Raw genomic sequence first — 23,870 nt, forward strand, 5'->3', positions numbered from 1 at the left:
GGAGAAGTGCAGGTTTCTGTTGCCAGGTACCTGCGAACCCCGCCTTACGCTGCTAGGCATAAGGACTTAATTTTCGGTTTTCCGAACTGCTTACGCAGCCAGGGCTACCGGAGCACGATTGTCATTTGCAATTGTACAGTTTTCGCCGATAACGGTGGCAGACAGCCGAGACAAAGCTAACCCCTTTAGACGTCCGTCGATCCTGTTTCGACCCCATGATGCCCAAATGAAGCATGTTTGGTGGAGTCGCCGGGTACCGCCCCCGGGTCCGATCCGTGTATTACGAGCGCATTTATGTCCATAGTTCCCGAAGGAACACCCAAGATATAGGCGAATACCGGGGGGATTTGAAGTGGGGATGCTTCATTTTTTTGTTTGCGGTTGCGGTTTTCTGTCTGCAGCAAAAACAGGCTGCGCAGAAAGGGGGCCAGCCCCCGCCGGTGCTGAGCACCGGCACCCCCGGGATATTTGGGGCCAAATGAACATGGAAGGAAGACAAGGGGCAAAAAGGGGGGGATGGGCTGCAATCAGGCCGAGCGCGCGTCGAAGACTGTTTTGGCGAGATAAAGGGTTTCCTGTTCAAGCTGAACAAGACCTGTGTCAGCCGCCAAGCCGTCGCCTGCCGCGATGGCATCCGCGATCCGGATATGCAGGGCGATAATTTTGGCCCGGTCGCGGGCCGAAAATGTGATGATGTTCATCAGGGGTTGCATGGCCTCAACAGCGCCGGCCAGTTGGTAGGAGAGCACCGGGTTGGCGGCTGCATCCACCAGGGCGCGGTGAAAGGTGACATCCGAGGTGCAAAAGGCTTCATCCGAGAGGTCTGGCTCGCTTTGGTGTCGAATTTCTGCCCGCATGATCGCGAGGTGCTCTGCCTTGCGTCTATGGGCTGCAAGTGGCGCGCAGGCCCGTTCAAGCGCATAGCGCGCCTCGCAGGCTGTTTCAAAGCTGACGGCGTTCATGCTTAGCAGCAGGGTTGAGGTGGTGATATGCTGCGCATAGGCATCCTCAAAATTGAGCCGGTTGACAAAGGCCCCCCCGGTGGCACCGCGCTGGGTACGGATCAGCGACTGCGCCGCCAGCCGTTTGAGGGCCTCGCGCACGGTGGGGCGAGAGACTTGAAACTGGGCGCAGAGTTCGGCCTCTGAAGGCAGGCGGGCATCCACGATAAGATCCCCCTGGATGATGGCATCTTTGATTGCCTTGGCAATCTGGGCCGATAGGTCGTCGCGGCTTTGTGGGTTGATCTGCATGTGCTGCCTCCTTCGGGGGCGTTTGTTTGGCGCTGCGGAGACTAGGGGCTGGGGCTGGGAGGGAGATAGCGGTGCCGCATACAAAAATCAATTGTCAGACATTAAAGGATGTGGCACAGATCGCATCAAATGTCAGACAATTGATGCGCTCCGGGCAGCGACAGGTCCGCAGACCCTGCAAGGCCAATCATGTTGCCAAGGACAGGTGGCGCGAAAACTAAAGGAGGAAATCACATGTTCAACGCCCTTATCGTACGTCAAGATGCAGACAGCGGCCTTGGGGCCGCAGCGATCGAGCAGATAAGCCTGGATCAGCTGCCCGAGGGGGAGGTCACTGTTGCTGTTGAATATTCGACCGTGAACTATAAGGATGGCCTGTGTCTGAGCCCGAAGGGGGGCGGATTGGTGCGTCGCTATCCGCATGTGCCGGGTATTGATTTTGCTGGCACTGTCGAGGCCAGCGACGATGCGCGCTACAAGCCGGGAGATAAGGTCATTCTGACCGGCTGGCGCGTCGGAGAGGCCCACTGGGGCGGTTACAGCCAGAAGGCGCGGGTGAAAGCCGATTGGTTGGTGCCGCTGCCCGCTGGGCTGGACCCCCGCCAGGCCATGGCGGTGGGCACGGCGGGTCTTACTGCAATGCTGTCGATTATGGCGCTGGAGGACCACGGGCTGACACCGGGGCGGGGGCCGGTTCTGGTGACCGGCGCTGCGGGCGGGGTTGGATCGGTTGCGACCGCAATTCTGGCCCATCTTGGCTATGAGGTGGCGGCGGTGACGGGGCGGCCTGAAACCGAAGAGTACCTGCGGGGGCTTGGGGCCAGCCGGATTGTGCCACGTGAAGATCTGAACGAGACGGTGAAGCGCCCGCTAGAAAGCGAGACCTGGGCAGGCTGCATTGATGCTGTGGGGGGCGAGATGCTGGCTCGGGTGCTGGGGCAGATGAAATATGGTGCTTCAGTTGCGGCGGTGGGGCTGGCCGGGGGCGCGGCGCTGCCGGCAACCGTGATCCCCTTTCTGTTGCGCGGAGTGAATTTGCTGGGCATCGATTCCGTGTTGCAGCCCTATGGCAATCGGACCCGTGCATGGGCGCGGCTGGCGACGGACCTGCCGCTGGACCGGCTGGACGAAATGGTGAAACCGGCCGTTCTGTCTGATCTGCCACAATTGGGCGCAGATATCTTGAAGGGGCAGGTCAAGGGGCGCGTTGTGGTGGATGTAAATGCCTGACTGGGCTGTGCAGTGCCGGGCCATGATACGGGCCGGTCAAGGGCTGCAAGTTGCAGCTGCGGCTACAGGCTGCAGATAAAGCGGGTGCAGTCGGGCAGGTGAAGATGCTGCCTGCCCCGGCCTGCCCGTGATTTGCCTGCCCGTGATTTGCCTGACTGTGACTGGTCCCGGACCTTCGGTGGCCAGTCCTTCATCACCCCATCATCGCCTGACGGCAAGAATGCCTGTTTATCCAGACCGAGAGTTCCCGTCAGCCTTGACCTCCCCCCCTTAGACCTGCATCTCTTTTGCCAAGAATAGTGGGAGAGCATTAATGGCGCTGGATATTGATTTTGTACGCGGGCAGTTTCCTGCCTTTCAAGAACCAAGCTTGCAGGGGAAGGCCTTCTTTGAAAATGCAGGCGGATCCTATACCTGCCGCCAGGTGGTTGACCGGCTGACGCGATATTACACCCAGCGCAAGGTGCAGCCCTATGCGCCCTATGAACCGTCCAGAACGGCCGGCACCGAAATGGATGAAGCGCGTCAGCGGCTGGCGGCAATGTTGGGGGTGGCAACGGATGAGCTGAGTTTTGGCCCGTCAACGACCCAGAACACCTATGTTCTGGCCCAGGCCTTTCGCCAGATGCTGCACCCGGGCGAGGCTATTGTCGTGACCAACCAGGATCACGAAGCGAACACTGGCCCCTGGCGGCGTCTGGCCGAAGACGGAATCGAGATTCGTGAATGGCAGATCGACCCGCAGACCGGGCACCTGGACCCGGCCAAGCTGGAGGGGCTGTTGGATGAAAAGGTGCGGCTCGTCTGTTTTCCCCATTGTTCCAACGTGGTCGGGGAAATAAATCCGGTGACCGAGATCACTGCGATGTCCCATGCCGCCGGTGCCTTTGTCTGTGTTGATGGGGTGTCCTATGCGCCACATGGGCTGCCCAATGTGGCGGATCTGGGGCCGGATATCTATCTGTTTTCTGCCTATAAGACCTTTGGCCCCCATCAAGGGCTGATGGTGATGCGGCGCGAATTGGGGCAATTGCTTCCCAATCAGGCGCATCATTTCAACGGCGACGTACTTTATAAAAGGTTCACCCCGGCGGGGCCGGATCATGCGCAGGTGGCGGCCAGTGCAGGCATGGCGGATTATTTTGATGCGCTTTGTGACCACCATGGCGGCCCTAGTAGCGGTGCCGCGGCGCGGGCTGGCTTTGCCCATGATCTGATGCGCAGCCACGAGATCACGCTGTTGCAACCGCTGTTGGATGCGGTGAAATCCCGCAATGATCTGCGGCTGCTTGGCCCAGGTGACGCGGCCCAGCGGGCGCCGACCGTGGCACTGGCGTTGAACCGCCCGGCTGAACCTGTCGCGGCCCAATTGGCCGCGCATGGCATACTGGCAGGCGGCAGCGATTTCTACGCCGGGCGAGCGCTCTCGGCGATGGGAGTGGACCCCGGCGAGGGGGTCTTGCGGTTGAGCTTTACCCATTACACCAGCGTCGAAGAGGTCGCCAAGCTGATCGAGGTGCTGGATCAGGTGCTATAATCGGCCAAACATGACCGGGGGTAAGGTAGGTTGGCTTTGCTCCCCGGGTTCAGTGGCCCTGACACCAGCGAAACCTTAGACCAGAAAGGACAGAGACGCCCATGCCTACAACTGCACGCCTGATAGCAGCCATTGTTCTGGCGCTGCTCGCCTATCTCGTTTCTGATCAAGTGATTGCCGATATGCCAGAGGAAACCGATCCTGGCTATTTCTTTCATGTCAACGTGGTGCTGGGCTTGCTGACGGGCTGGATCTACATGGGGCAGCGGGTTGGCAATGGTCTGGTGCCGGCGCTGAACAACGGGCTGACCGGGATGGCGGTAATGGTGCTTTGGGCGCTGTTCGTTCAGGGGGCCTGGGAGATGTTCGACCGGGCCATGCGCAACCGCTACGGTGGCCCGTTTGACGCGCTGCTGGCGATCTTCACCTTGTCGATCGAGTTCTTCTTTCAGATCGCAACGCCAGCGGTTCTAGTGCCCTTGGTGATTGGCGGCTGTCTGGCGGGGCTATTGGCCGAGTATGCGCATAAGCGCTGGTCATAAGCACACCTTAACAATGGGTTAAAAGACGTGGTTGATCTATTTTTCTATGGCACGCTGCGCTATCGGCCGCTGCTGGAGCTGGTCTTGGGGCGCGTGGGCGGCGACCTTGATGTCACCGAAGTGACCCTCGCAGATCACGCGGTTTTTGCCGTGCAGGACCAGATCTTTCCGATGATCGCCACCGCCCCCGGACAGAGCGCACAGGGGATCTTGGTGCGGGGGCTGACGGCGCAGGATCTGGCGGCGCTTGACTACTACGAGGGCGGTTTTGACTATGCGCTGCAGCCAATCACGGTCTGCCTGCCCAGCGGCGAACAGGTTGGCGCGCAGGTCTATTTTCCGACGCCGGGGCAGTGGCGGCCGGGTGCCCCCTGGGATCTGGCGAGCTGGGTGGCAAAATCGGGGGCCTTGACGCTGCGGGCTGCAGAAGAGGTCATGGCCTATCGCGGGCGGGTCTCGGCGCAGGATATGCGCAGATCGTTCCCCGCGATCCGCAGGCGGGCGGCAGCCTGGTTGGCGGCGCAGGCCCGCCCCGAGGATCCGGCGCATGATCTGTCGCGTGATGTGCAGGTCAAGGCGCATAAGCGCGCCTATGTGAACTTCTTTGCGATGGAGGAAATGGATCTGCAGTTCCGTCGCTATGACGGATCCATGAGCCCGGTGGTGAACCGCGGGGTGGCGCTGGTGGGGCGGGCGTCTGTGGTGCTGCCCTATGATCCGCTGCGCGATCAGGTGCTGCTGGTGGAACAGTTTCGTGCCGCAACCTATATCGCCGGCGAAAAGCGCCCCTGGATGTGGGAACCAGTCGCCGGGCTGATTGATCCCGGAGAGACGCCCGAGCAGGCCGCCCGGCGCGAGGCCACCGAAGAGGCCGGTGTCACCATTTCACAGCTGGAGGCGGTGACCCATGCCTATCCCTCTAGTGGTGCATCAGGGGAATTTATTCATATATTTGTTGGTATTACGAACCTTTCTGATATTCGTGGCGGCGGCGGTGTCGCGGGCGAAAACGAAGATCTGCGCAGCGAAATTCTTAATTTTGACGACTTGATGCAGCGGGTCGACAACCATAGCTACCAGGATATGCCGCTGGTGACGGCCGCGCTCTGGCTGTCACGCCACCGTGAACGGCTGCGGGCTATGGTGCGCTAAGGCAGCTTCGCATCTTGTGAAGGCCTGCCCCCTTGGTTACATCTTGGGGGAATGATCGAAAGGGATACCATGCGCATTGCACGCGATCTGGCCGACGCCATTGGCCACACTCCTCTGATCCGTCTGAACCGCGTCAGCGATGAGACCGGATGTGAAATTCTGGGCAAGGCGGAGTTCATGAACCCCGGTCAATCGGTCAAAGACCGGGCGGCGCTTTATATCATCAAGGATGCGATTGCGCGTGGTGAACTAAAGCCGGGCGGAACCATTGTGGAAGGCACGGCCGGCAATACGGGTATTGGCCTGGCGCTGGTGGGGGCCTCGATGGGCTTCAAGACCGTGATCGTGATCCCGGAAACCCAGTCCGAAGAGAAAAAGGACATGCTGCGTCTGGCAGGCGCGCAATTGGTACAGGTGCCAGCGGCCCCCTATCGCAATCCCAACAACTTTGTGCGCTACTCCGAGCGTCTGGCAAAAGAGCTGGCCAAGACAGAGCCAAACGGCGCGATCTGGGCCAATCAGTTCGACAACGTTGCAAACAAGCAGTCCCACGTTGAAACCACCGGCCCCGAAATCTGGGAACAGACCGATGGCAAGGTTGACGGCTTTACCTGTGCGGTTGGATCTGGTGGCACCCTGGCGGGCGTCGCCGAGGCGCTGCAGCCCAAAGGCGTGAAGATTGCCCTGGCAGATCCGATGGGGGCTGGACTGTATTCCTACTATACCACTGGTGAAATCGCGATGGAGGGGTCTTCGATTGCCGAAGGCATTGGCCAGGTGCGGATCACCAAGAACCTGGAAGGGTTCAAGCCCGATTTCAGTTACCAGATCACCGATACCGAGGCGCTGCCCTATGTCTTTGATCTGCTGCATGAAGAAGGTCTGGTGCTTGGTGGTTCTTCGGCAATCAATATTGCCGGGGCTGTGCGGATGGCCAAGGATATGGGGCCGGGGCATACCATTGTGACCGTCCTGTGCGACTATGGTACCCGCTATCAATCCAAGCTGTTCAACCCAGATTTCCTACGCGAAAAAGATCTGCCGGTGCCAGATTGGATGACGCATATACCTGCCTCTATTCCAGGTGTTTTTGAGGACGTATGACCCGCATTTCCCCCCTATCTCCCCGCTTTATCCCTGAGGTCGCAATTTTGCGGCCTCAGATATTTTGGTGCGCGAGTACGCTGCGTCTTATCGGCCGGTTTGTTGCTCTTGCGCTGATTCTGATGCTCTGTGCCGGGCAGGTTTTTGCGCAGGTCAGCACAGAAGAACGCAGCTATTTGCATCAATGGGAAAAGGCCGCCGTCAGGGCCGAACAGGCGATTGATACGGGGCGCGCCTCTAGTGCGGCCTTTGAAAAATTACGCAAGGAACTGACCCAGTATCGGCAACGGTTTCAGGAGGTGAAAGGCGCGAATGCGGAGCGTATTGATACGCTTGAGGGGCAGATCGCGGCGCTGGGAGAGGCCCCGGCAGAGGGCAAGAGCGAACCTGAAGACATTGCTGATCTGCGGCAAAATCTGACTGTTCAGCTGAACAAGCTGAGGGTGCCGCGCATGATCGCGCAAGAGGCCTATAGCCGAGCGGATGGCTTGATCGGCGAAATCGACACGATCATTCGTGAGCGGCGTACCCGACACCTGCTGGAGCGTGGACCATCGCCGCTGAACCCGGAGCTGTGGCCAGGCGCTGTGCTGGTTCTCTCGCGCGCCGGGCTTACCTTTTGGCATGAAACCAAGGCGCAGATCAGCAACGATACCACGATCGAGCGGATTTCTAACCGGCTGCCGGCCATTCTGGCGCTGCTTCTGATGGGCGGCTTGCTGATCCTGCGCGGCCGTCCCTGGGCCCGCCGCATGGGAGAGTATCTGCGCCAGCTTGGGGCGCGTGGTACCGGGGTCTGGACCTTTGTTGTCTCGCTCTTGCAGGTGATCCTGCCGCTATTGGGCATCATTGTGCTGGTGGCGGCGGTCGAACTCTCCGGTATTCTGGGACTGCGTGGCACGTTGATGTTGGAGCATGTGCCGGGCTGGGCCTTTGTCATTCTGACCTTCCATTGGCTGGGCGAGCAGATTTTTGTTGTCCGACGGGATAGTTCTGCCGTGTCAGGCACAGGGGGGCGGCTTGGAGAAGCGCGTCTGATCATGGATGCTCTGGCCATTGTCCTGGTGATACAGGATGCATTGAACCAGTTCTATCTGCTGGAAAATACCACGGTTGAAAGCCGTGCGGTGCTGTCCTTCCCACTGATCCTTGTGGCGGCCTTGGGGCTTTACCGGTTGAACCGGATTGGGCGTGCCAACATCGCCACCGCCGAAGCGGAGGAAGACCAGGACGGCGAAAACCGGGTGGCAGTTGGGGCCAACCGTGCGCTTTCGGTTCTCAGGCGCATTGTACATTTTCTTGGGGTTGTGGCCCCGATCTTGGCCGCTGTGGGCTATGTGAATGCGGCCGAAGCCATGATTTACCCAGCGATCTCCACTTTGGCTCTCTTTGCGGCGCTGATCTTGCTTCGACGCTTTTTGGCCGATCTCTATGCCTGGGCGTCGGGGCAGGGGGCTGCCGCCTATGACTCCCTGATGATTGTGGCCATCGGCTTTGTCTTGACGCTGCTGGCGGTGCCGGTTGTGGCACTGATCTGGGGCGGACGGGTTGCTGATTTGACCGAATTGTGGTCGCGCTTTCTGGACGGATTTCAGCTTGGCGATACCCGGATTTCACCTGCGGTCTTCCTGAGCTTTGTGGTGGTTTTTGCCATCGGCTATGGGGCCACCCGTCTGTTGCAAAGCAACCTGCGCACGTCCTTACTGCCAAAAACCAAGATCGATCCGGGCGGACAGAATGCCATTGTGTCCGGTGTCGGCTACGTCGGGGTTTTCCTCGCCGCGCTGGTGGCCATTTCCATGGCGGGGCTGGATCTGTCGTCCCTGGCCATTGTTGCCGGTGCGCTCTCTGTTGGGATTGGCTTTGGTCTGCAGACCATCGTGTCAAACTTTGTCTCTGGGATCATCCTGTTGGTGGAGCGCCCGATTTCCAAAGGCGACTGGATCGAGGTTGGCGGTCTGATGGGCTATGTGCGCGATATTTCGGTGCGCTCCACCCGGATTGAAACCTTTGACCGCAGCGATGTGATTGTCCCAAATTCGGATCTGATCACCGGGACGGTCACCAATTATACCCGTGGCAATACGGTGGGCCGGGTGATCGTACCTGTGGGCGTTGCCTATGGCACCGATCCGCGCCGGGTTGAATCCATCCTTAGAGAGATCGCACAGTCGCATCCGATGGTGCTGTTGAACCCGCCGCCCAATGTGATCTTTCAGGGGTTTGGTGCCGATAGTCTTGATTTTGAAATTCGCGCTATCCTGCGAGATGTGAACTGGGTCTTGTCGGTGAAATCTGATCTCAACTATGAGATCGCGGCCCGCTTTGCGGCAGAAGAGATCGAAATTCCCTTTGCTCAGCGTGATCTGTGGCTGCGCAACCCTGAGGTTCTGACCGGCGGCGCGCGGGCAGCAGAGACGACGGGCGGTCAGCCCGCCCCGGTGGCAGGCGGTCAGTCGGTGCAACCGGATCTGGACGATCTGCAAGTCACCCCAACCGAGGAAACCACAGACAGCGATGGAGAGTCAGATGCAGACCGATAGTGCCGCACTCTATGGTCAGGACGCCTACCTGCAAGAGGCGCAGGCCCGTGTGACAGCGCATCTGCCGGATGGTGGCCTGGTGCTGGATCGTAGCCTGTTTTACCCAACCGGTGGCGGCCAGCCGGGCGATACTGGCCGTCTTGCCTGGGCGGCTGGCACCTGCCGGGTGGACAACACTGTCAAGGGCACGGCTGGGGGTGCGGTCCTGATCTGCGCCGCCGACGACCCGCTTCCCCCCATTGGCGCGCAGGTAAGCCAACAGCTGGACTGGCAGCGGCGCTATGGCCATATGCGGGTGCATACGGCGCTGCATCTGTTGTCGGTTGCGGTCCCCTTTGAGGTCTCGGGCGGGGCAATCACCGCCAGCAAGGGACGGCTTGATTTCAACATGCCCGAAGCCCCGGCTGACAAGCAGGCCCTGCAGGATCAGTTGCAAGAGCTGATCAACCGGGACCTGGAAGTCACCGAGAGCTGGATCAGCGAGGCGGAGCTGGATGCCAAGCCGCAGTTGGTGAAAACCATGTCGGTCTCGCCCCCGCGCGGCGCCGGGTCGATCCGTCTGGTGCAGATCGGCAGCGGTGCCGGGCAGGTGGATCTGCAGCCCTGCGGCGGGACCCATGTAAAACGCAGCTCTGAAATCGGCCAAATCCGCATCGGAAAGATGGAAAAAAAGGGCAAGCAGAACCGCCGCATATACCTGCATCTCGTTGATTGAAAAAGGTTTTGAAAAAGATGACATTTTTGCAAGAACGGGCCTTGCATTTCCGTTTCTGATCGTTCAAAAGTCCGACCAACGGAGAGGTGGCCGAGTGGTCGAAGGCGCACGCCTGGAAAGTGTGTAGGCGGGAGACCGTCTCCAGGGTTCGAATCCCTGTCTCTCCGCCATAAACTATTCATTCCATTGATAAGAATTTTGGTATTTAAATAATACCAGCTTAGATGCCGCCGTCATATTTGCGGTTGCGTGCCATGAAATGCAGCTATTTCAGGCGCGATCTACGCTGAACTGACCCACAACCAAAAGCAACCTCGTCTTTGGTGACGTGCCGGACGTGCCAAGACCTACAGGTCTTGGCGGAGAATGTGCATTCGCTACACGTGAAGGTATCACGTCTTGCCAAGGTGGCCCTTCAACCGCCTTGGCGCCGGATTACCACCGCGGCAGTCGTAACCAGCGGCAGCAATGCGCAGGTAGCTGACATAGCTGCGTGGAGGTCATCGTCCTAGAGCTGCCGTTCCAGTGGATTGCAGCGATCAACTGCCCCGAGCGCAAACAGCGTGATGCTGCGCTTAGAACGAATGTCAGCTAAGTACTTTGAGAGGTGCAAGCCTTGTTGATTGGGCAACAGTTTCACTGGCTGCATTCACCATCGTTCTTTTGGGGTGGTTATTCCGAGGCCTCGTGTGCGGCAAAGGCATCCGCATAGTCAGGGTGCCAGCGTGAGAGCGCCGGGCGGTTGTTGATAATGTCGCCTACGGCCCATTCAACGCGTTTGCGGTCGCGCTCTTCGGACACATCATTGTCCGGGCAAAGAATATAGAAATCGCCGTTCGACATGCGCTTCAGCAGGTAGGCGATTGCCTCTTCGCTCGTCCAGGCTGCGGCGGGTTTTTCCGGCATGAACCTCTCAATCATACCAGTATAGGTAAACCCTGGCACAAACAAATGGGCTGTGATTTTCGCGTCGGCCTGTCGCAAATCGTGCGCCAGCATTTCTGTCATGACCTTCACGGCGGCTTTGCTGGTATTATAGGCGGCGTTTCCGGGTGGTGTGGTGATCCCCTGTTTTGACCCTGTGTTGATTACCACCGCCGGGCGTGCAGCTTCGATCATGCGTGGCAGGAAAGCATGCACGCCGTTCATGACGCCAAAGAGATTGACCTCTAATAGTTTGCGCCAGTTTTCTGCGTTTTCCCAACTTCCGGTCGGCAGCGCGATACCGGCATTGTTCATCAAGACTGCTACCTCTCCGAGCGCAAAGGCCCGGTCCGCCAAGGCAGTCATGGCGCCGGTGTCGGTGACATCGGTCGCAACCGCCTGAACGATTGCGGACGCGCCCGCCAGATCGCGCAATTCCGCCTCGGCTCTGTCCAAGGCCTCGCCCGCCAGATCGACCAGCACAACCCCCAGACCGTCTTGAATAAATCGTTGGGCTGCGGCTTTGCCGACGCCGTTTGCTGCCCCGGTTACCACGGCCAAGCCGCCTTTTTCGATTGCTTCGCTGTACATGGACCATCCTCTCTTTCTATGAATGATTTGGCAGCTTTCAGGGCGCCATCTTTTGCTTGAGACCACCGATGAACGTTTCGTCATCCTGTTGTTTGCGGGCATCAAGCAGCTCTTCAGCGTCAGGTCCGGCGCGAAAGCGCAGGCGGCTTCCGGTCTCGTTGGCCGCATCCCAAATGACCTGCGCGACAGTTTCGGGCGCAGAAGGGGTCGCGGCCAGCTTGCCAAACAGGCGCCCCATGGCTTCTGCCATAGGCGCGTAGTCCGGCAGGTTTTCATCCATGGCGAAATCGAAAGAACTGCCGCCAAAGTTGGTTTTTATCATGCCCGGTTGGACAATGCGGACCCGAATGCCAAGGGGCTCCAGCTCGTAGTGTAGTGACTCCGAAAGCCCCTCAACTGCGAACTTGGTGCCGTGATAAAGCGCACCAAGTGGAAATGTGATCTGCCCGCCAATGGACGAGATATTGATGATCGTGCCCGATCGGTTCTGACGGAAATGGGGCAGAACTGCCTTGGTCACTTCCATCAACCCAAGCACGTTGGTGTCAAACTGACGCCGGATGCGATCCATCGAAAAGGCCTCTAACGCACCATAGGCGCCATAGCCCGCGTTGTTCAGCAATACATCAATCTGCCCGAACCGTTCGATGCCTTCGCCCACGGCCGTTGCAATTGAACCCGCTTCCGTCACATCCAGTTGGGCCAGATGCACGTTTCCTAACGCGCCGAGCTCCGGGCTGTCCGTGGGGTTGCGCATCGTGGCGATGACATTCCAACCGTTTGCTTGGAAATGTCGGGCGGTCGCCGCGCCGATTCCCGACGAGGCCCCGGTGATAAGAATGGTTTTCATATCTCAACTCCCTATTTCCATATACACACGATCACCACCAATGCAGGATTTATCTTTCAGTATTCTCCATTTTTCTTGCATAAACCTCTGAATATAGGAGTTTTAGGTAAGCGTTCTTTTGTTCCCCTGGTAAATGTGGGGCTATCCACAGGAGGCATTCATGAAACCTCCGACGCTATTGGGCTATGGGTTGGCTCTTTGGAATGGACGGTTACCAGAGGGTTGGATCGTCGAACGCCGGGACGCACCGCAAGGGTCGATTGCAGCGGCTCCCAAAGACAAAACAAAATACCTATTGTCTGACTTCAGCGCCTGTGGGACAGATTTGAGGTTTTCGTAACGGAGGGTTTCTGGTTCATCGCAGCCAATATCGAGCGAAGATGAACAAGCAATCCGGAACATCGAAGGACGCGGCAGACAAGCTGGTCAAAGGCATCCGGCGCAAGACGCGCAAACAGTATTCATCAGATGAGAAGATCAGGATCGTGCTTGCGGGCCTGCGGGGCGAAGAAAGCATTTCCGCTTTCTGCCGCCGTGAGGGCATCAGCGAGAGCCTGTATTACACGTGGTCGAGGGAATTCCTGGAAGCGGGCAAGCAACGCCTTGCGGGGGATACGGCCCGCCAGGCGACCTCGCCTGAGGTCAAGGAGTTGCGCTTCTTTGCCTGAACCACTTTGTCCACTGCGCCTTTGGTTTTCAATTTGCTCTCGCGTCGTTTGATCCAACGTTTTGCGGATCGCTCACATTGGAAATGTTTCGGTCAGTGTCAGGACGACTTTGCCCTTTTGCTTCTTTCTAATGGTAGCGGTATAGCTCTGTGATCCGTCCTTCTTTGCGCGCGTCACAATGGTTCCCATGGGGATTTCCTCTCAGATGTGTGTTTCGATATCCGGGAAATCGGCTCAGGAACCTTTGGGCGGTTGGATCCTTGCTCAAGGTTCGATAACTCACCGCTGTTGCGTTGACGTGGGCTGTGTCGATGCGGGAGGTTGCGGCCGTTTCCATGATGGAAAAACGGCGCGGAGGATCGCGTGCGCGGCGGTGCAACATTTTGGGTTTGGTGCAACATTTTGTTGCACCATGGACAAAAACGGGGGCAAACAGGCCCCAACTAGAGAAAGACGGAACCGATGGCTGAGCAGGAAAATCCAATAAAACAAGGGAAATCGGACGTTGTCCGTGCGGCTCGCCTCTCCGTTGCACCCATGATGGATTGGACCGACCGCCATTGCCGGTATCTGCATCGTTTTCTCAGTCAGGAAGCGCTGCTTTATACAGAAATGGTGACTGCGCCTGCTTTGGTGCGTGGTGGGGCGCTGCATTTGCTGGATCACAGCCCCGAAGAACACCCGGTTGCGCTGCAGCTTGGTGGCTCGGAGCCGACGGAACTGGCGCGGGCGGCAGAGCTGGGCAGCGCGGCGGGCTATGATGAGATCAACCTCAATTGCGGCTGCCCCAGTGATCGGGTGCAGTCTGGCGCCTTTGGGGCAATCCTGATGCAAAGCCCCGATCTGGTCGCCGAGGCGGTGGCGGCCATGCGTGCCAAGGTTGGCGTAGAGGTCACGGTGAAATGCCGCATCGGTGTCGACACACAAGAGCCACGTGAAATTCTGCCGGTATTTCTAGAGAAAATTCGCGCAGCTGGCTGCCAGCGGGTTACCATCCATGCCCGCAAGGCCTGGCTTAAAGGGCTGTCGCCAAAGGAAAATCGCGATGTGCCGCCGCTGGATTATGATTTGGTGCACGCGATGAAGGCGGCCTTTCCGGATCTGCATATTTCGCTGAATGGCGGTATTGATACGCTAGACACTGCGTTGGATCATCTTGAGCGGGGCTTGGACGGGGTCATGGTTGGCCGCGCAGCCTATCATCAGCCGACAGATATCCTGGCGGCGGCGGATGTGCGGGTCTTTGGCGCCGGCGCGGTGCGGGATCCTTTTGATGTGGTCATGCAGATGCTGCCCTATATTGAGAGCCAGATGGCGCAGGGCGCACGGCTGCACCAGATCACCCGGCATATGCTGGGCCTGTTCGCGGGTCGCCCCGGTGCACGGGCCTGGCGCCGTGTCTTGTCCGAAGGGGCCAGCCGTCCGGGCGCGGGCCCTGAGCTGCTGCTACAGGCGCTGGCACAGGTGCAGCAGCTGCCTCAATCCGCGTTTTCTGCCAGCTAAAGGCCAGGGTCTGCCGGGGGCTGCCGGGGGCTGCCTAGCGTTTAAGCCGGGCGGCGCGCCCGCCACGGCGCTTGTTCAGCAGCGAGGCGCGATTGGGCAGGTCTGCCATGACTGCCGCCCGCGCCGATACCGAGAGCTTGGACCATTTGGTGATTTCGTCGATCGAGCGATAACAGCCGGTGCAGATGCGAGCCTCGGGGTGGACCACGCAGATATTGATGCAAGGCGATTGGATTTCATCGCGCTGCCAGACGTTTTTGCCGTTCTCTTCAACCATTTTTCAAATGCCTCATGCGATCCAATGCGCCCTGCAGGATATAGGAGGCGGCCACATGGTCAATCAGCTCGGCCCGGCGCTTGCGGGAGGTATCGGCCTCTAGCAAGGCACGTTCGGCGGCAACCGTGCTGAGCCTTTCATCCCAAAACCCGATGGGCAGCTCGGTCAGACGCGACAGATTGCGGGCAAAGGCGCGGGTTTTCTGGCAGCGTGGACCTTCGCTGCCGTCCATATTCCGCGGTAGCCCCAGAACCAGCCCGCCAACTTCGCGTTTGGCGGTGATCTCGAACAGGTGCTCGGCATCGAGGGTGAATTTCTTGCGGCGGATGGTTTCCAGCGGCGTGGCGACGGTGCCCATCCGATCGGAAATGGCAACGCCCACGGTTTTGTCGCCAAAATCCAGCCCGGCCAGCGCGGTGAAACCAGGGAGGATAGCGGCGAATTCTTCGAAATTGTCGTAGATCATGGGTTTAGCCCTGCCTGGCTGGCGGCGGCCTGTAGCTGCGCAAGCGCGGTTTCATCTTCGGCAAAGCGGGTCTTTGCCTCGCTGTAGATGGCGGCGGCGCGGGTGTTCTCGCCCAGAACGCCAAGCGCGCCAATCAACTGCGCCCATTCTGCGGCGCTGCCGCCTTCGGTGGCCAGACGATCGGACAGGCGCGCAACCATGCCGCGGATCATCTCCTGGCGGTCCTGGCTGTCCATCTCTTGTGCCGCCTCTATGTCATCGGCGCTGGGGCCGGCCAGGGCAGGGGCGCCAGTTGCGGGACCAGCCGCAGGGGAAATGGGGCTGTATTCCACCCCGGCGCGAAAGGCGAGTTCTTCGATCTGCGCCTCGATGCCAGTGATCCAAGGCGCGCCCTTTGGCCCCATCCGCAGGGTGTCCGCCCAGATCCGATAGCCAATATCAGGCCGGTTCAGCTGCCCCTGTAGCAGGCCATAGTAATAGCGGGCGGGGCCGTTCTGCGGATCCATCTGCAGTGTCCTGTCCAGCAGCTCTTCCGCCTCGGGAGAGACATAGCCACCAGCGGCCATGACCATCAACTCGGCCAGCTCGCCATAGTCTTTGGGGTCCAAATCGCCGTTCATGATCCGGATGTAGTTCTCTTTTGCCTGATAGGCAGCGACAAAGTTGCCCAGGTTGGCTTCGTGCTGGGCCAAAAGCGCCTGTCCCTGGGCGTCCTGCGGGCGATTGGCGGCGGTCTGGCGCAGCTGTTCGACCAGTTCGCCATAGCCGGGTTCGATCTCTTGCGGCGGCAGTGGCGGGGTTCTGCTTTCCATCTCGGCCTGGCTGGGGCGGTTTTGTGCATAGGTTTCGGAGGCCTGGATGCGGGCCTGCAGCCCCATGTCGCCATAGCCTGGCGCCCCGAGCTGCCAATAAAGCCCGATGGTGCCGATCACCAGAATGGCGCCGCTCAGCACCACTGCAATTCGGCTCAGTGCTTTGGGCTGGGTGCTCCCCTGGGCTTGTTGCTGCAGTTGCGCATCGGCGGCAAGGATCCGGCGCGAGACTTCGGTTCGGATCCGCTGGGCATCGGACTCATTGATCACCCCGCGCTGCAGATCCTTGTCCACGTCGCTCAGCTGTTGGCGATAGACGCGCAGGTCATAGGCGGCGGGTGGCTCATCCAGCGCATGGGCGCGCAACAAGACCAACCCCAGTAGGGCGGTCATTGCCAGCGCGACAAAGGAAATCAGGATCCAGAATACCATAGTCACTCCGCTTGTTTTCTTGCCGCCTGTTGCACCCGGGCGCGCCGTTTCGCAGCTTCTTTCCATCTATAGGCGCGGGGCGCCGGAAAAAAGGGCTAACTGAGCGGCTGCGCGCTCCTGTCCCAACAGTGGGGCGGGTGCGCGGGTGCGATCTGGCGAGGGGGCATGTCGCATGCATGCAAAAATGCGACGATAAACGGCGCAGGATGGGCTAACCTCTGGGGCATACCTGAGAACAGTCACGAACCATCGGATTCGCTCATGAAACGTTATTCAGCCTTTGCTGTCGCGCGGGAAGCCCTGCGCTATCATACCGGATGGGAGCGCGCTTGGCGCTCGCCCGCCCCAAAACCCCACTACGATGTAATAATCGTGGGTGCTGGCGGCCATGGTCTGGCCACCGCCTATTACCTTGGCAAGAACTTTGGCATCACCAATGTTGCTGTGATCGAAAAGGGCTGGCTTGGCGGCGGCAATACCGGTCGCAACACCACCATCATCCGCTCCAACTATCTGCAGGATCCGTCCGCGGCGATCTACGAGAAAGCCCGCAGCCTGTATGAAACCATGAGCCAGGATCTGAACTATAACGTCATGTTCAGCCCGCGCGGTGTGATGATGCTGGCGCAGACCGAGCATGAAATCCGCGGCTACAAGCGCACGGCGCATGCCAATGCGCTGCAGGGGGTTCAGACCGAATGGATCGAACCTGCGCGGGTCAAGGAATTGGTGCCGATCATTAATCTGCACGGGCCGCGCTATCCGGTGTTGGGGGCGCTCTGGCAGGAACGCGCCGGCACCGCCCGTCACGATGCGGTCGCCTGGGGCTATGCTCGTGCCTGTTCCGACATGGGAATGGATATCATCCAGCAGTGCGAAGTCACCGGCGTGCGGGTCGAAAACGGCCGCGTGGCCGGGGTTGAAACATCCAAGGGGGCGATTGACTGCGAAAAGATGGGCATGCTGGTTGCCGGCAATGCCTCGCATCTGGCCGATATGGCGGGATTCCGTCTGCCGATGGAATCGGTTGCACTGCAGGCGCTGGTGTCAGAGCCAATCAAACCATGCATGGATGTGGTGGTGATGGCCAATACCGTGCATGGCTATATGTCCCAGTCCGACAAGGGCGAGATGGTGATTGGCGGCGGCACCGATGCGGCAAACAACTACACCCAGCGTGGCAGCTTCCACCATATCGAGGAAACCGTGCGCGCCTTGGTGGAAACCTTCCCGATGGTCAGCCGTCTGAAGATGCTGCGCCAGTGGGGCGGCATTGTGGATGTGACCGGTGACCGCTCGCCGCTGATCTCTAAAACACCCGTGGACAACTGCTTTATCAACTGTGGCTGGGGCACCGGCGGGTTCAAATCCATTCCCGGTTCTGGCTGGGCCATGGCAGAGCTGATGGCCACAGGTCATTCGCCGCTGACCGAAGAGTTCAGTATGAACCGCTTCAAGGAAGGCAAGTTCATCGACGAGAGCGTCGCCGCTGGTGTGGCGCACTAGCGCTGCAAAATTCAAAAGGACGGAGTAAGCACAATGCTGATCCTTGAATGCCCCTACTGCGGTGTTAAAGCCGAAGAAACTGAACTGGCCGCCGGTGGCGAAGCGCATCTGAAGCGCTTTGGCCCCGGTTCGGATGAGGATCAGTTTCATGATTATCTGTTCATGCGTGAAAACCCCAAGGGCGTTCATTTTGAACGCTGGCGCCATGCAAATGGCTGCGGCAAGTGGTTCCACGCTGCCCGCTGCACCACCACGCTAGAGGTCTTTGGCACCTATAGCGCCCAGACCTATGAACCGCCGCAGGAGATCAAGGACAAGATCACTGCCAAACGCCCCGGCTGGAGCTGGCGCGAGTTTTCGGACGGTGCCAAATGATCCGCCTCTCTGACACACACGCCTTTATTTTGAAAGGTCAGACCACATGAGCATGCGTCTCGCCAAACAGGGTCGGCTGATTGACCGGTCCAAACAGATCGAGTTCACCTTTAACGGTAAACGGATGCAGGGCTATGCGGGCGACAGTCTCGCCTCGGCATTGCTGGCCAATGATCAGATGATGATGGGCCGGTCGTTCAAATATCACCGCCCGCGCGGCGTTGTTTCCTCTGGCTCGGAAGAGCCAAACGCGTTGATGCAGCTGGGGACAGGGGATCGCTATGAACCCAACCAGCGCGCCACCACGACCGAGCTGTTCTCGGGGCTGAGCGCGCAGTCACAGAACCACTGGCCCAGCCTGGAATTTGACGTTCTGGCGATCAACAACAAGCTGACCCGGTTTTTGACCGCTGGCTTTTACTACAAGATGTTCATTCATCCGCGCCCCTTCTGGAAGCACGTCTATGAGCCGATTATCCGCAAATCTGCCGGTCTTGGTCAGGCGCCCGACGCCGAACTGAAGGATGCCGACAGCTACGAGCACTTCTACTTCTTTGCGGATGTGGTGGTGATTGGTGGCGGTGTCGCGGGCCTGCAGGCGGCCAAGGCGGCTGCGCTCAGCGGTGCCAAGGTGCTGGTATTGGAACAGAATAACCACTGGGGCGGACGTGCGCCGGTGGATGGCGGAAGCATTGATGGAGAGACGCCGGACGCCTGGGTCGAGAAAACCCTGGCAGAGCTGCGCGGCATGCAGAACGTCACCCTGCGGGACCGCTGCATGGGCGCGGGCGTCTATGATCACGGCTATGTGCTGGGCTATGAACGGCTGACCGATCACGCGCCGGGGCAGGGTGGTCCACGCCACCGGTTGTGGCGCATCCGTGCGGCGCAGATTGTCACCGCGACTGGCGCGATTGAACGGCCGCTGTCGTTTGCCGGCAACGATGTGCCCGGCGTGATGCTGGCCGCCTCTATGCGTGACTATGTGGTCAACTGGGGCGTGACTCCTGGCCAACGCGTTGTCGTGGCCACCAATAACGACGATGCCTATCGCACGGCCCTGGCGCTGCATGAGGCAGGCGTTGACGTGGTGCGCGTGGTCGATGCCCGCGACACTGGTGGCGGGGCCTTGATGGAACAGGTTCGCGAAAAAGGCATCCGTGTTGAGCTTGGCCGCGCTATTGCCAAGGTCAAGGATGGCCCCCGCGTCTCCAAGGTCGCGATCTGCGCCCAGAACGGTGAAGGCGGTGCGCAGGAAGAGATCGAGGCAGATGCCGTTGCCATGTCCGGTGGCTGGTCGCCCGTTGTGCACCTGTGGTCGCACTGCGGGGGCAAGCTGACCTGGGACAAGGAGCAGGCCTTCTTCCGTCCCGATCCTGCCCGCCCGCCGCTTGGCGACAATGGTGCAGGCTTTGTGATTGCCGCGGGGGCCGCCAATGGCGCCCTGCAGCTGGATGCAGTGCTGGCGGATGCGACCCTGGCAGGGGCGCAGGCGGCAGAGGCTTCTGGTTACCCGGCTAAGTCCATCCCAGCGCCCAAAGGCGACAGCGAACGCGAAACCCTGATGGAGCCGGTCTGGCTGATGCCCGCCAAGGCGGATATCAAACTGCGGATGAAATCCTGGCTGGACTATCAGAATGACGTCAAAGTTTCCGATGTGCAGCTGGCGGCCCGCGAAGGCTATGAAAGCGTTGAACATACCAAGCGTTACACCACGCTGGGCATGGCAACTGATCAGGGTAAGCTGTCCAATATCAACGGTCTGGCAATTCTGGCCGATAGCCTGGGCGCGGAAATTCCGCAGGTCGGAACCACCACTTTCCGCCCGCCTTATCATCCCATTTCCATGGGTGCGATTGGCGGCGAGGCCCGTGGCGAGATCTTCCAGCCGGTGCGCAAGACGCCTATCTATGACTGGAACGATGCCAATGGTGCCGATTGGGAACCGGTGGGCCAGTGGCGCCGTCCCTTTGCCTATACCCGCAGCGGCGAAAGCCGCCATGACGCGGTGAACCGCGAGGTAAAGAACACCCGCGAAAACCTTGGTCTGCTGGATGCCTCCACCCTGGGCAAGTTGATTGTCAAAGGGCCGGATGCAGGCAAGTTCCTCGACATGATGTATACCAACATGATGTCGACGCTGAAGATCGGCAAATGCCGCTATGGTCTGATGTGTTCGGAAAACGGCTTCCTGATGGATGACGGTGTTGTCGCTCGCATAGATGAAGATACCTGGCTGTGCCACACCACCACCGGCGGTGCCGAAAGCATCCACGGCTGGATGGAAGAATGGCTGCAGACCGAATGGTGGGACTGGAAAGTCTATGTTGCCAATGTGACAGAACAATATGCCCAGGTTGCCGTGGTTGGCCCCAATGCGCGCAAGGTCTTGGAAAAGCTGAACGCGCAGGCCGGTGGCGGATTGGATCTGTCGAAAGAGGCGCTGCCCTTCATGGAATGGCGCGAGGGCCAGATCGGCGGTTTTGATGCCCGTGCCTTCCGTATTTCCTTCTCGGGAGAGCTGTCCTACGAGATTGCGGTTGCGGCATCAGAGGGGCAGGCGTTCTGGGATGCGCTGATGGAGGCGGGAGCCGAATTCAAGGTCATGCCCTATGGTACTGAAACGCTGCATATTTTGCGGGCGGAGAAGGGCTTTATCATGATCGGGGATGAAACCGACGGTACGGTCATTCCACAGGATCTGGGGCTGAACTGGGCTCTTTCGAAAAAGAAAGAGGACTACCTGGGCAAACGGGCGCAGCAGCGCTCGCATATGGTGGACCCGGATCGCTGGCAACTGGTCGGTTTGGAAACCACTGATGGGTCAGTGCTGCCCGATGGTGCCTATGCGCTTGGCAACGGCATCAATGCCAATGGCCAAAAGAACATGATTGGCCGGGTGACATCGACCTATCATTCCGCCACGCTGGACCGCGGCATTGCGATGGGGCTGGTCAAGCACGGGCCCAAACGTATGGGCGAGGTGCTTGAGTTCCCCGGAACCGACGGCAAGGTCTACAGTGCAAAGATCGTCGATCCGGTCTTCTACGACAAGGAAGGGGAGAAGCAGAATGTCTAATCCTGTCACTGCCACCAATGGTGCCCAGTTCACCGGAATCGCAACTGTCGAAGACGCAGGCCTGCAGGGGATGATCACCCTGCGCGGCGATCTGTCTTCCAAAACTCTGAAGGCGGCGGTCAAGGCGGCCACCGGTGCCGAGGTGCCAGAGCAGCGCAAGATCTCGGTGGTTGAGGGCGGCGCTGCGGCCTGGATGTCCCCGGATGAGCTGCTGCTGTTGGTGCCCTATGGCGATGCCGTGGCCAAAACAGCCGAGCTGGCACAGGCCTTGAAAGGCGAACATGCGCTGGCGGCCAATGTGTCGGATGCGCGCTCTTACTTCCGCATCTCTGGGGCGGGCGCGCGTGAGGTTCTGGCCAAGATCAGCCCGGTTGATCTGTCGTCACAGGCCTTTGCGCCGGGCGATTTCCGTCGCAGTCGCACCGCCCAGGTGGCGGCGGCTTTCTGGCTGGAAGACGGCGGCGAAGAAGACAGTTTCCGCCTTGTCTGCTTCCGCTCTGTTGGCGGCTATATGTTCCAGCTTTTGGCTGGTGCAGCCCACCCGCAGTCTGCAGTGGGGGTCTATTGACCTGATACTGCCCGCGCCTGGGCGGCAGCTGCCGTCTGGGCGATGAAGATGAAAACCCTGTGGTGCCGTCAAATCAAATTTGGCGGCACTCGGTTTTTGTGGGTTTTGACAGATGGCATAGTTCGACAGACGGGTCCTTGGCGCAGGGCTGATCGCTAAGCAGGGGATGTAGCCTGCGCCGTTGGGCGCTTGCGGCGGCTTGGGACAGGCTGGCCGCACAGTGCTGAATGTTCAAAATGCAAATCTACCTGGTTTTTTCTTTGCGTTAAATGCTTCTCATGCTAAGCACCGGAAAATAGAGTTCAGGCATAGGATTTACCTTGGCCATTGGCACCTGCTGCGCGTTTGCAGCAGTCTTTTTCCGTTTTGTTGAGTGTTTGAGGATCATATGAGCGTGTATTTACGCAGTCTATTTGTTATTTTTCTGGCCCTGTTTAGTGGTCAATCCTCGGCTTCGGAAACCTACGTCTGCACCTTCACGCCGCTGGGGGATGCCACAGGGCAGGCGGTGGGTGAAATCCCGTTGCGGGTCTCTATGCGCTTTTCCCAAAATGGCACTTCAGCGCGGGTCAAGGCGACACGAGAGGGCAGCGCTTTCTTTGCGAATTTGGAACAACGCGGCGCAGGATCCTACTTGCTGGACTGGACGACGGAGCGGGACGCGCAGACCTATGGCAGTGCGACGACGGGCAGTTTCCAGGATCGCTACCGGATCGTTCTGAACCTGAAGAATATGAAGGTTGCGCTGCAGATGCTGACAAGTCTGTCACAGGATGAGGTTGCACCGCGCGCCTTTGGAACCTGTTCTTCGGTCGAGCAGCTGCCCCGGTCCTGGCGAAATTATTATGCGCCGTCCTAGGCGGCGTTGATCCGGCCCTGACAGGGGCCCCATGTCGGCGTGGGCCGCGCGCGCAATCAGCCCTTGAACAAGAAGGTTGGAAATTGTGTCAGGGCGCGCTGTTGCGTCAGGGTGTCAAAACCGGATGCACGACCGTTATCTTCCAGGCAGGTGTCATAGAACGACAGGCTATCGGCTAGCTCTTGCATGCGGTGCTGCCGGGTCGCGGCATCCAGAAATGGGGCGTGGGTCGACAGGTAGAGCGCGGGACGATGTGCTTTCAGCCAGGGCAGCAGGCTGGGCAGTACATCAAATTCTGCGCCCTCAATATCCATTTTCACCAGCGAGACCTTGCTCAGATCTGTGGCATCGGAAAAATCTTTCCAGCCCAGGGTTATCACATCGGACCCATGGTCGCCGTCGGTCAACAGGCTGGTCATGCTATCGCCGGCCTCGCCCCCAAAAGACGCCATACGGGCAATACCGACCCCCCGGCTGAGCGCGACGGAAAAGGCGGAAACATTCTGCACGCCGTTCAGTTCTAGATTCCAGGCGAGATAGCGAAAGGCCACTGGATCGGGTTCAAAACAATAGACGCGGCGGGCACGCGCGGCCCCATATAGGGTGGTTGGGCCGATCCAGGCCCCGATATCCAGATAATCCTGTTCCTTGTTCAAGTGGGCGTCCAGGACCGCAAAGGTTTCCGGTTCCCACCTGCCGGCAGAGGCCTTGCGCCAGAACTTGGAATGGTAGGGATCCAGCCGAAAGGGCAGCCCGTTGAGAGAACCGGCATAGTAGCCGCGGGCGCGGTAGAACGTCTTGCGCGCGGCCGTCCAGGTCTTGGCGATCATCTCGAATACCTTCATTTTTGCACATCGACCATGCGCTGTTTTCTTGTCTTGGCC

The 23,870-nt window shown here is 59.3% G+C and carries 20 protein-coding genes, 1 tRNA gene, 1 other RNA gene and 1 pseudogene; 15 read left to right on the forward strand and 8 right to left on the reverse strand.

All coding sequences use genetic code 11. The features are described 5' to 3' along the window. Positions 1-5 precede the first annotated feature (5 nt). Positions 6-356, reverse strand: a transfer-messenger RNA (tmRNA) gene (gene ssrA / locus ACN0VH_RS00915). 171 nt (positions 357-527) lie between these two features. Beyond that, a complete protein-coding gene (locus tag ACN0VH_RS00920) occupies positions 528-1,253 on the reverse strand; it encodes a FadR/GntR family transcriptional regulator (RefSeq protein WP_417699154.1) in 726 nt (241 codons plus the stop codon). Between the two features lie 234 nt (positions 1,254-1,487). Here ACN0VH_RS00920 and acuI point away from each other — a divergent pair, with 234 nt between their 5' ends. From acuI to ACN0VH_RS00960, 8 genes are all read left to right on the forward strand, one after another. After that, positions 1,488-2,483: an acryloyl-CoA reductase gene (gene acuI, locus ACN0VH_RS00925; RefSeq protein WP_417699155.1), complete on the forward strand. Its 996-nt coding sequence runs from the start codon at positions 1,488-1,490 to the stop codon at positions 2,481-2,483. Between the two features lie 313 nt (positions 2,484-2,796). Further along, positions 2,797-4,020, forward strand: coding sequence for an aminotransferase class V-fold PLP-dependent enzyme (locus tag ACN0VH_RS00930; protein ID WP_278922424.1), 1,224 nt, complete (start codon positions 2,797-2,799; stop codon positions 4,018-4,020). 101 nt (positions 4,021-4,121) lie between these two features. Next, complete coding sequence (locus tag ACN0VH_RS00935; RefSeq protein ID WP_417699157.1) at positions 4,122-4,562, forward strand: TrgA family protein; 441 nt, start codon at positions 4,122-4,124, stop codon at positions 4,560-4,562. Between the two features lie 27 nt (positions 4,563-4,589). Next, positions 4,590-5,714, forward strand: a complete 1,125-nt coding sequence (locus tag ACN0VH_RS00940) for an NUDIX domain-containing protein (protein ID WP_417699159.1) — start codon at positions 4,590-4,592, stop codon at positions 5,712-5,714. Positions 5,715-5,783: 69 nt separating this feature from the next. Next, complete coding sequence (locus ACN0VH_RS00945; protein WP_278922421.1) at positions 5,784-6,818, forward strand: cysteine synthase A; 1,035 nt, start codon at positions 5,784-5,786, stop codon at positions 6,816-6,818. 122 nt (positions 6,819-6,940) lie between these two features. Continuing rightward, positions 6,941-9,361, forward strand: a complete 2,421-nt coding sequence (locus ACN0VH_RS00950) for a DUF3772 domain-containing protein (protein WP_417699971.1) — start codon at positions 6,941-6,943, stop codon at positions 9,359-9,361. After that, positions 9,348-10,076, forward strand: coding sequence for an alanyl-tRNA editing protein (locus ACN0VH_RS00955; RefSeq protein ID WP_417699161.1), 729 nt, complete (start codon positions 9,348-9,350; stop codon positions 10,074-10,076). The genes ACN0VH_RS00950 and ACN0VH_RS00955 overlap by 14 nt, the downstream gene beginning before the upstream one ends. Before the next feature lie 80 nt (positions 10,077-10,156). Next, positions 10,157-10,246: transfer RNA gene (locus tag ACN0VH_RS00960), tRNA-Ser, on the forward strand. 502 nt (positions 10,247-10,748) lie between these two features. On the opposite strand, the gene ACN0VH_RS00965 is transcribed toward ACN0VH_RS00960, so the two are convergent. Then, positions 10,749-11,591: an SDR family NAD(P)-dependent oxidoreductase gene (locus ACN0VH_RS00965; RefSeq protein ID WP_417699163.1), complete on the reverse strand. Its 843-nt coding sequence runs from the start codon at positions 11,589-11,591 to the stop codon at positions 10,749-10,751. Between the two features lie 37 nt (positions 11,592-11,628). Next, entirely contained in the window at positions 11,629-12,441 is an 813-nt protein-coding gene (locus tag ACN0VH_RS00970; RefSeq protein ID WP_417699165.1) for an SDR family oxidoreductase, read from the reverse strand. Between the two features lie 380 nt (positions 12,442-12,821). On the opposite strand from ACN0VH_RS00970, the pseudogene ACN0VH_RS00975 reads away from it, so the two are divergent. Continuing rightward, positions 12,822-13,097: pseudogene (locus tag ACN0VH_RS00975) on the forward strand (transposase); the annotation flags it as partial. Between the two features lie 474 nt (positions 13,098-13,571). After that, positions 13,572-14,612 carry a tRNA dihydrouridine(20/20a) synthase DusA gene (dusA, locus tag ACN0VH_RS00980; RefSeq protein WP_417699167.1) on the forward strand — a complete coding sequence of 347 codons (1,041 nt, stop codon included), beginning with the start codon at positions 13,572-13,574 and terminating at the stop codon, positions 14,610-14,612. 34 nt (positions 14,613-14,646) lie between these two features. On the opposite strand, the gene ACN0VH_RS00985 is transcribed toward dusA, so the two are convergent. Genes ACN0VH_RS00985 through ccmI form a run of 3 tightly spaced genes read right to left on the reverse strand, consistent with a single transcriptional unit; the run spans position 14,647 to position 16,599 of the window. Further along, positions 14,647-14,889 (reverse strand): DUF1289 domain-containing protein, encoded by a 243-nt coding sequence (locus tag ACN0VH_RS00985; protein ID WP_417699169.1) that lies wholly within the window; start codon positions 14,887-14,889, stop codon positions 14,647-14,649. After that, a complete protein-coding gene (gene ruvX, locus ACN0VH_RS00990; RefSeq protein ID WP_278922415.1) occupies positions 14,882-15,355 on the reverse strand; it encodes a Holliday junction resolvase RuvX in 474 nt (157 codons plus the stop codon). Before ruvX ends, ACN0VH_RS00985 begins: the two co-directional genes overlap by 8 nt. Beyond that, entirely contained in the window at positions 15,352-16,599 is a 1,248-nt protein-coding gene (ccmI, locus tag ACN0VH_RS00995; protein WP_278922414.1) for a c-type cytochrome biogenesis protein CcmI, read from the reverse strand. Before ccmI ends, ruvX begins: the two co-directional genes overlap by 4 nt. Positions 16,600-16,860: 261 nt before the next feature. Here ccmI and ACN0VH_RS01000 point away from each other — a divergent pair, with 261 nt between their 5' ends. The 5 genes from ACN0VH_RS01000 (at position 16,861) to ACN0VH_RS01020 (ending at position 22,986) form a co-directional block, all read left to right on the forward strand. Continuing rightward, complete coding sequence (locus ACN0VH_RS01000) at positions 16,861-18,105, forward strand: sarcosine oxidase subunit beta family protein (RefSeq protein ID WP_278922413.1); 1,245 nt, start codon at positions 16,861-16,863, stop codon at positions 18,103-18,105. Between the two features lie 33 nt (positions 18,106-18,138). Beyond that, the gene (locus ACN0VH_RS01005) at positions 18,139-18,480 is read left to right on the forward strand and encodes a sarcosine oxidase subunit delta (RefSeq protein WP_278922412.1); all 342 of its coding nucleotides are present in this window, start codon (positions 18,139-18,141) and stop codon (positions 18,478-18,480) included. A gap of 46 nt (positions 18,481-18,526) precedes the next feature. After that, the gene (locus ACN0VH_RS01010) at positions 18,527-21,559 is read left to right on the forward strand and encodes a sarcosine oxidase subunit alpha family protein (protein ID WP_417699171.1); all 3,033 of its coding nucleotides are present in this window, start codon (positions 18,527-18,529) and stop codon (positions 21,557-21,559) included. Beyond that, positions 21,552-22,127, forward strand: a complete 576-nt coding sequence (locus tag ACN0VH_RS01015) for a sarcosine oxidase subunit gamma (protein ID WP_417699173.1) — start codon at positions 21,552-21,554, stop codon at positions 22,125-22,127. Before ACN0VH_RS01010 ends, ACN0VH_RS01015 begins: the two co-directional genes overlap by 8 nt. Before the next feature lie 388 nt (positions 22,128-22,515). Further along, a complete protein-coding gene (locus ACN0VH_RS01020) occupies positions 22,516-22,986 on the forward strand; it encodes a hypothetical protein (RefSeq protein ID WP_417699174.1) in 471 nt (156 codons plus the stop codon). Between the two features lie 56 nt (positions 22,987-23,042). Here ACN0VH_RS01020 and ACN0VH_RS01025 read toward each other — a convergent pair whose 3' ends face one another. Further along, complete coding sequence (locus tag ACN0VH_RS01025) at positions 23,043-23,831, reverse strand: FkbM family methyltransferase (protein WP_417699175.1); 789 nt, start codon at positions 23,829-23,831, stop codon at positions 23,043-23,045. Positions 23,832-23,870 lie beyond the last annotated feature (39 nt).

It is taken from the genome of Pseudophaeobacter sp. (genome assembly GCF_048267565.1).
GTDB classification, from domain to species: domain Bacteria; phylum Pseudomonadota; class Alphaproteobacteria; order Rhodobacterales; family Rhodobacteraceae; genus Pseudophaeobacter; species Pseudophaeobacter profundi.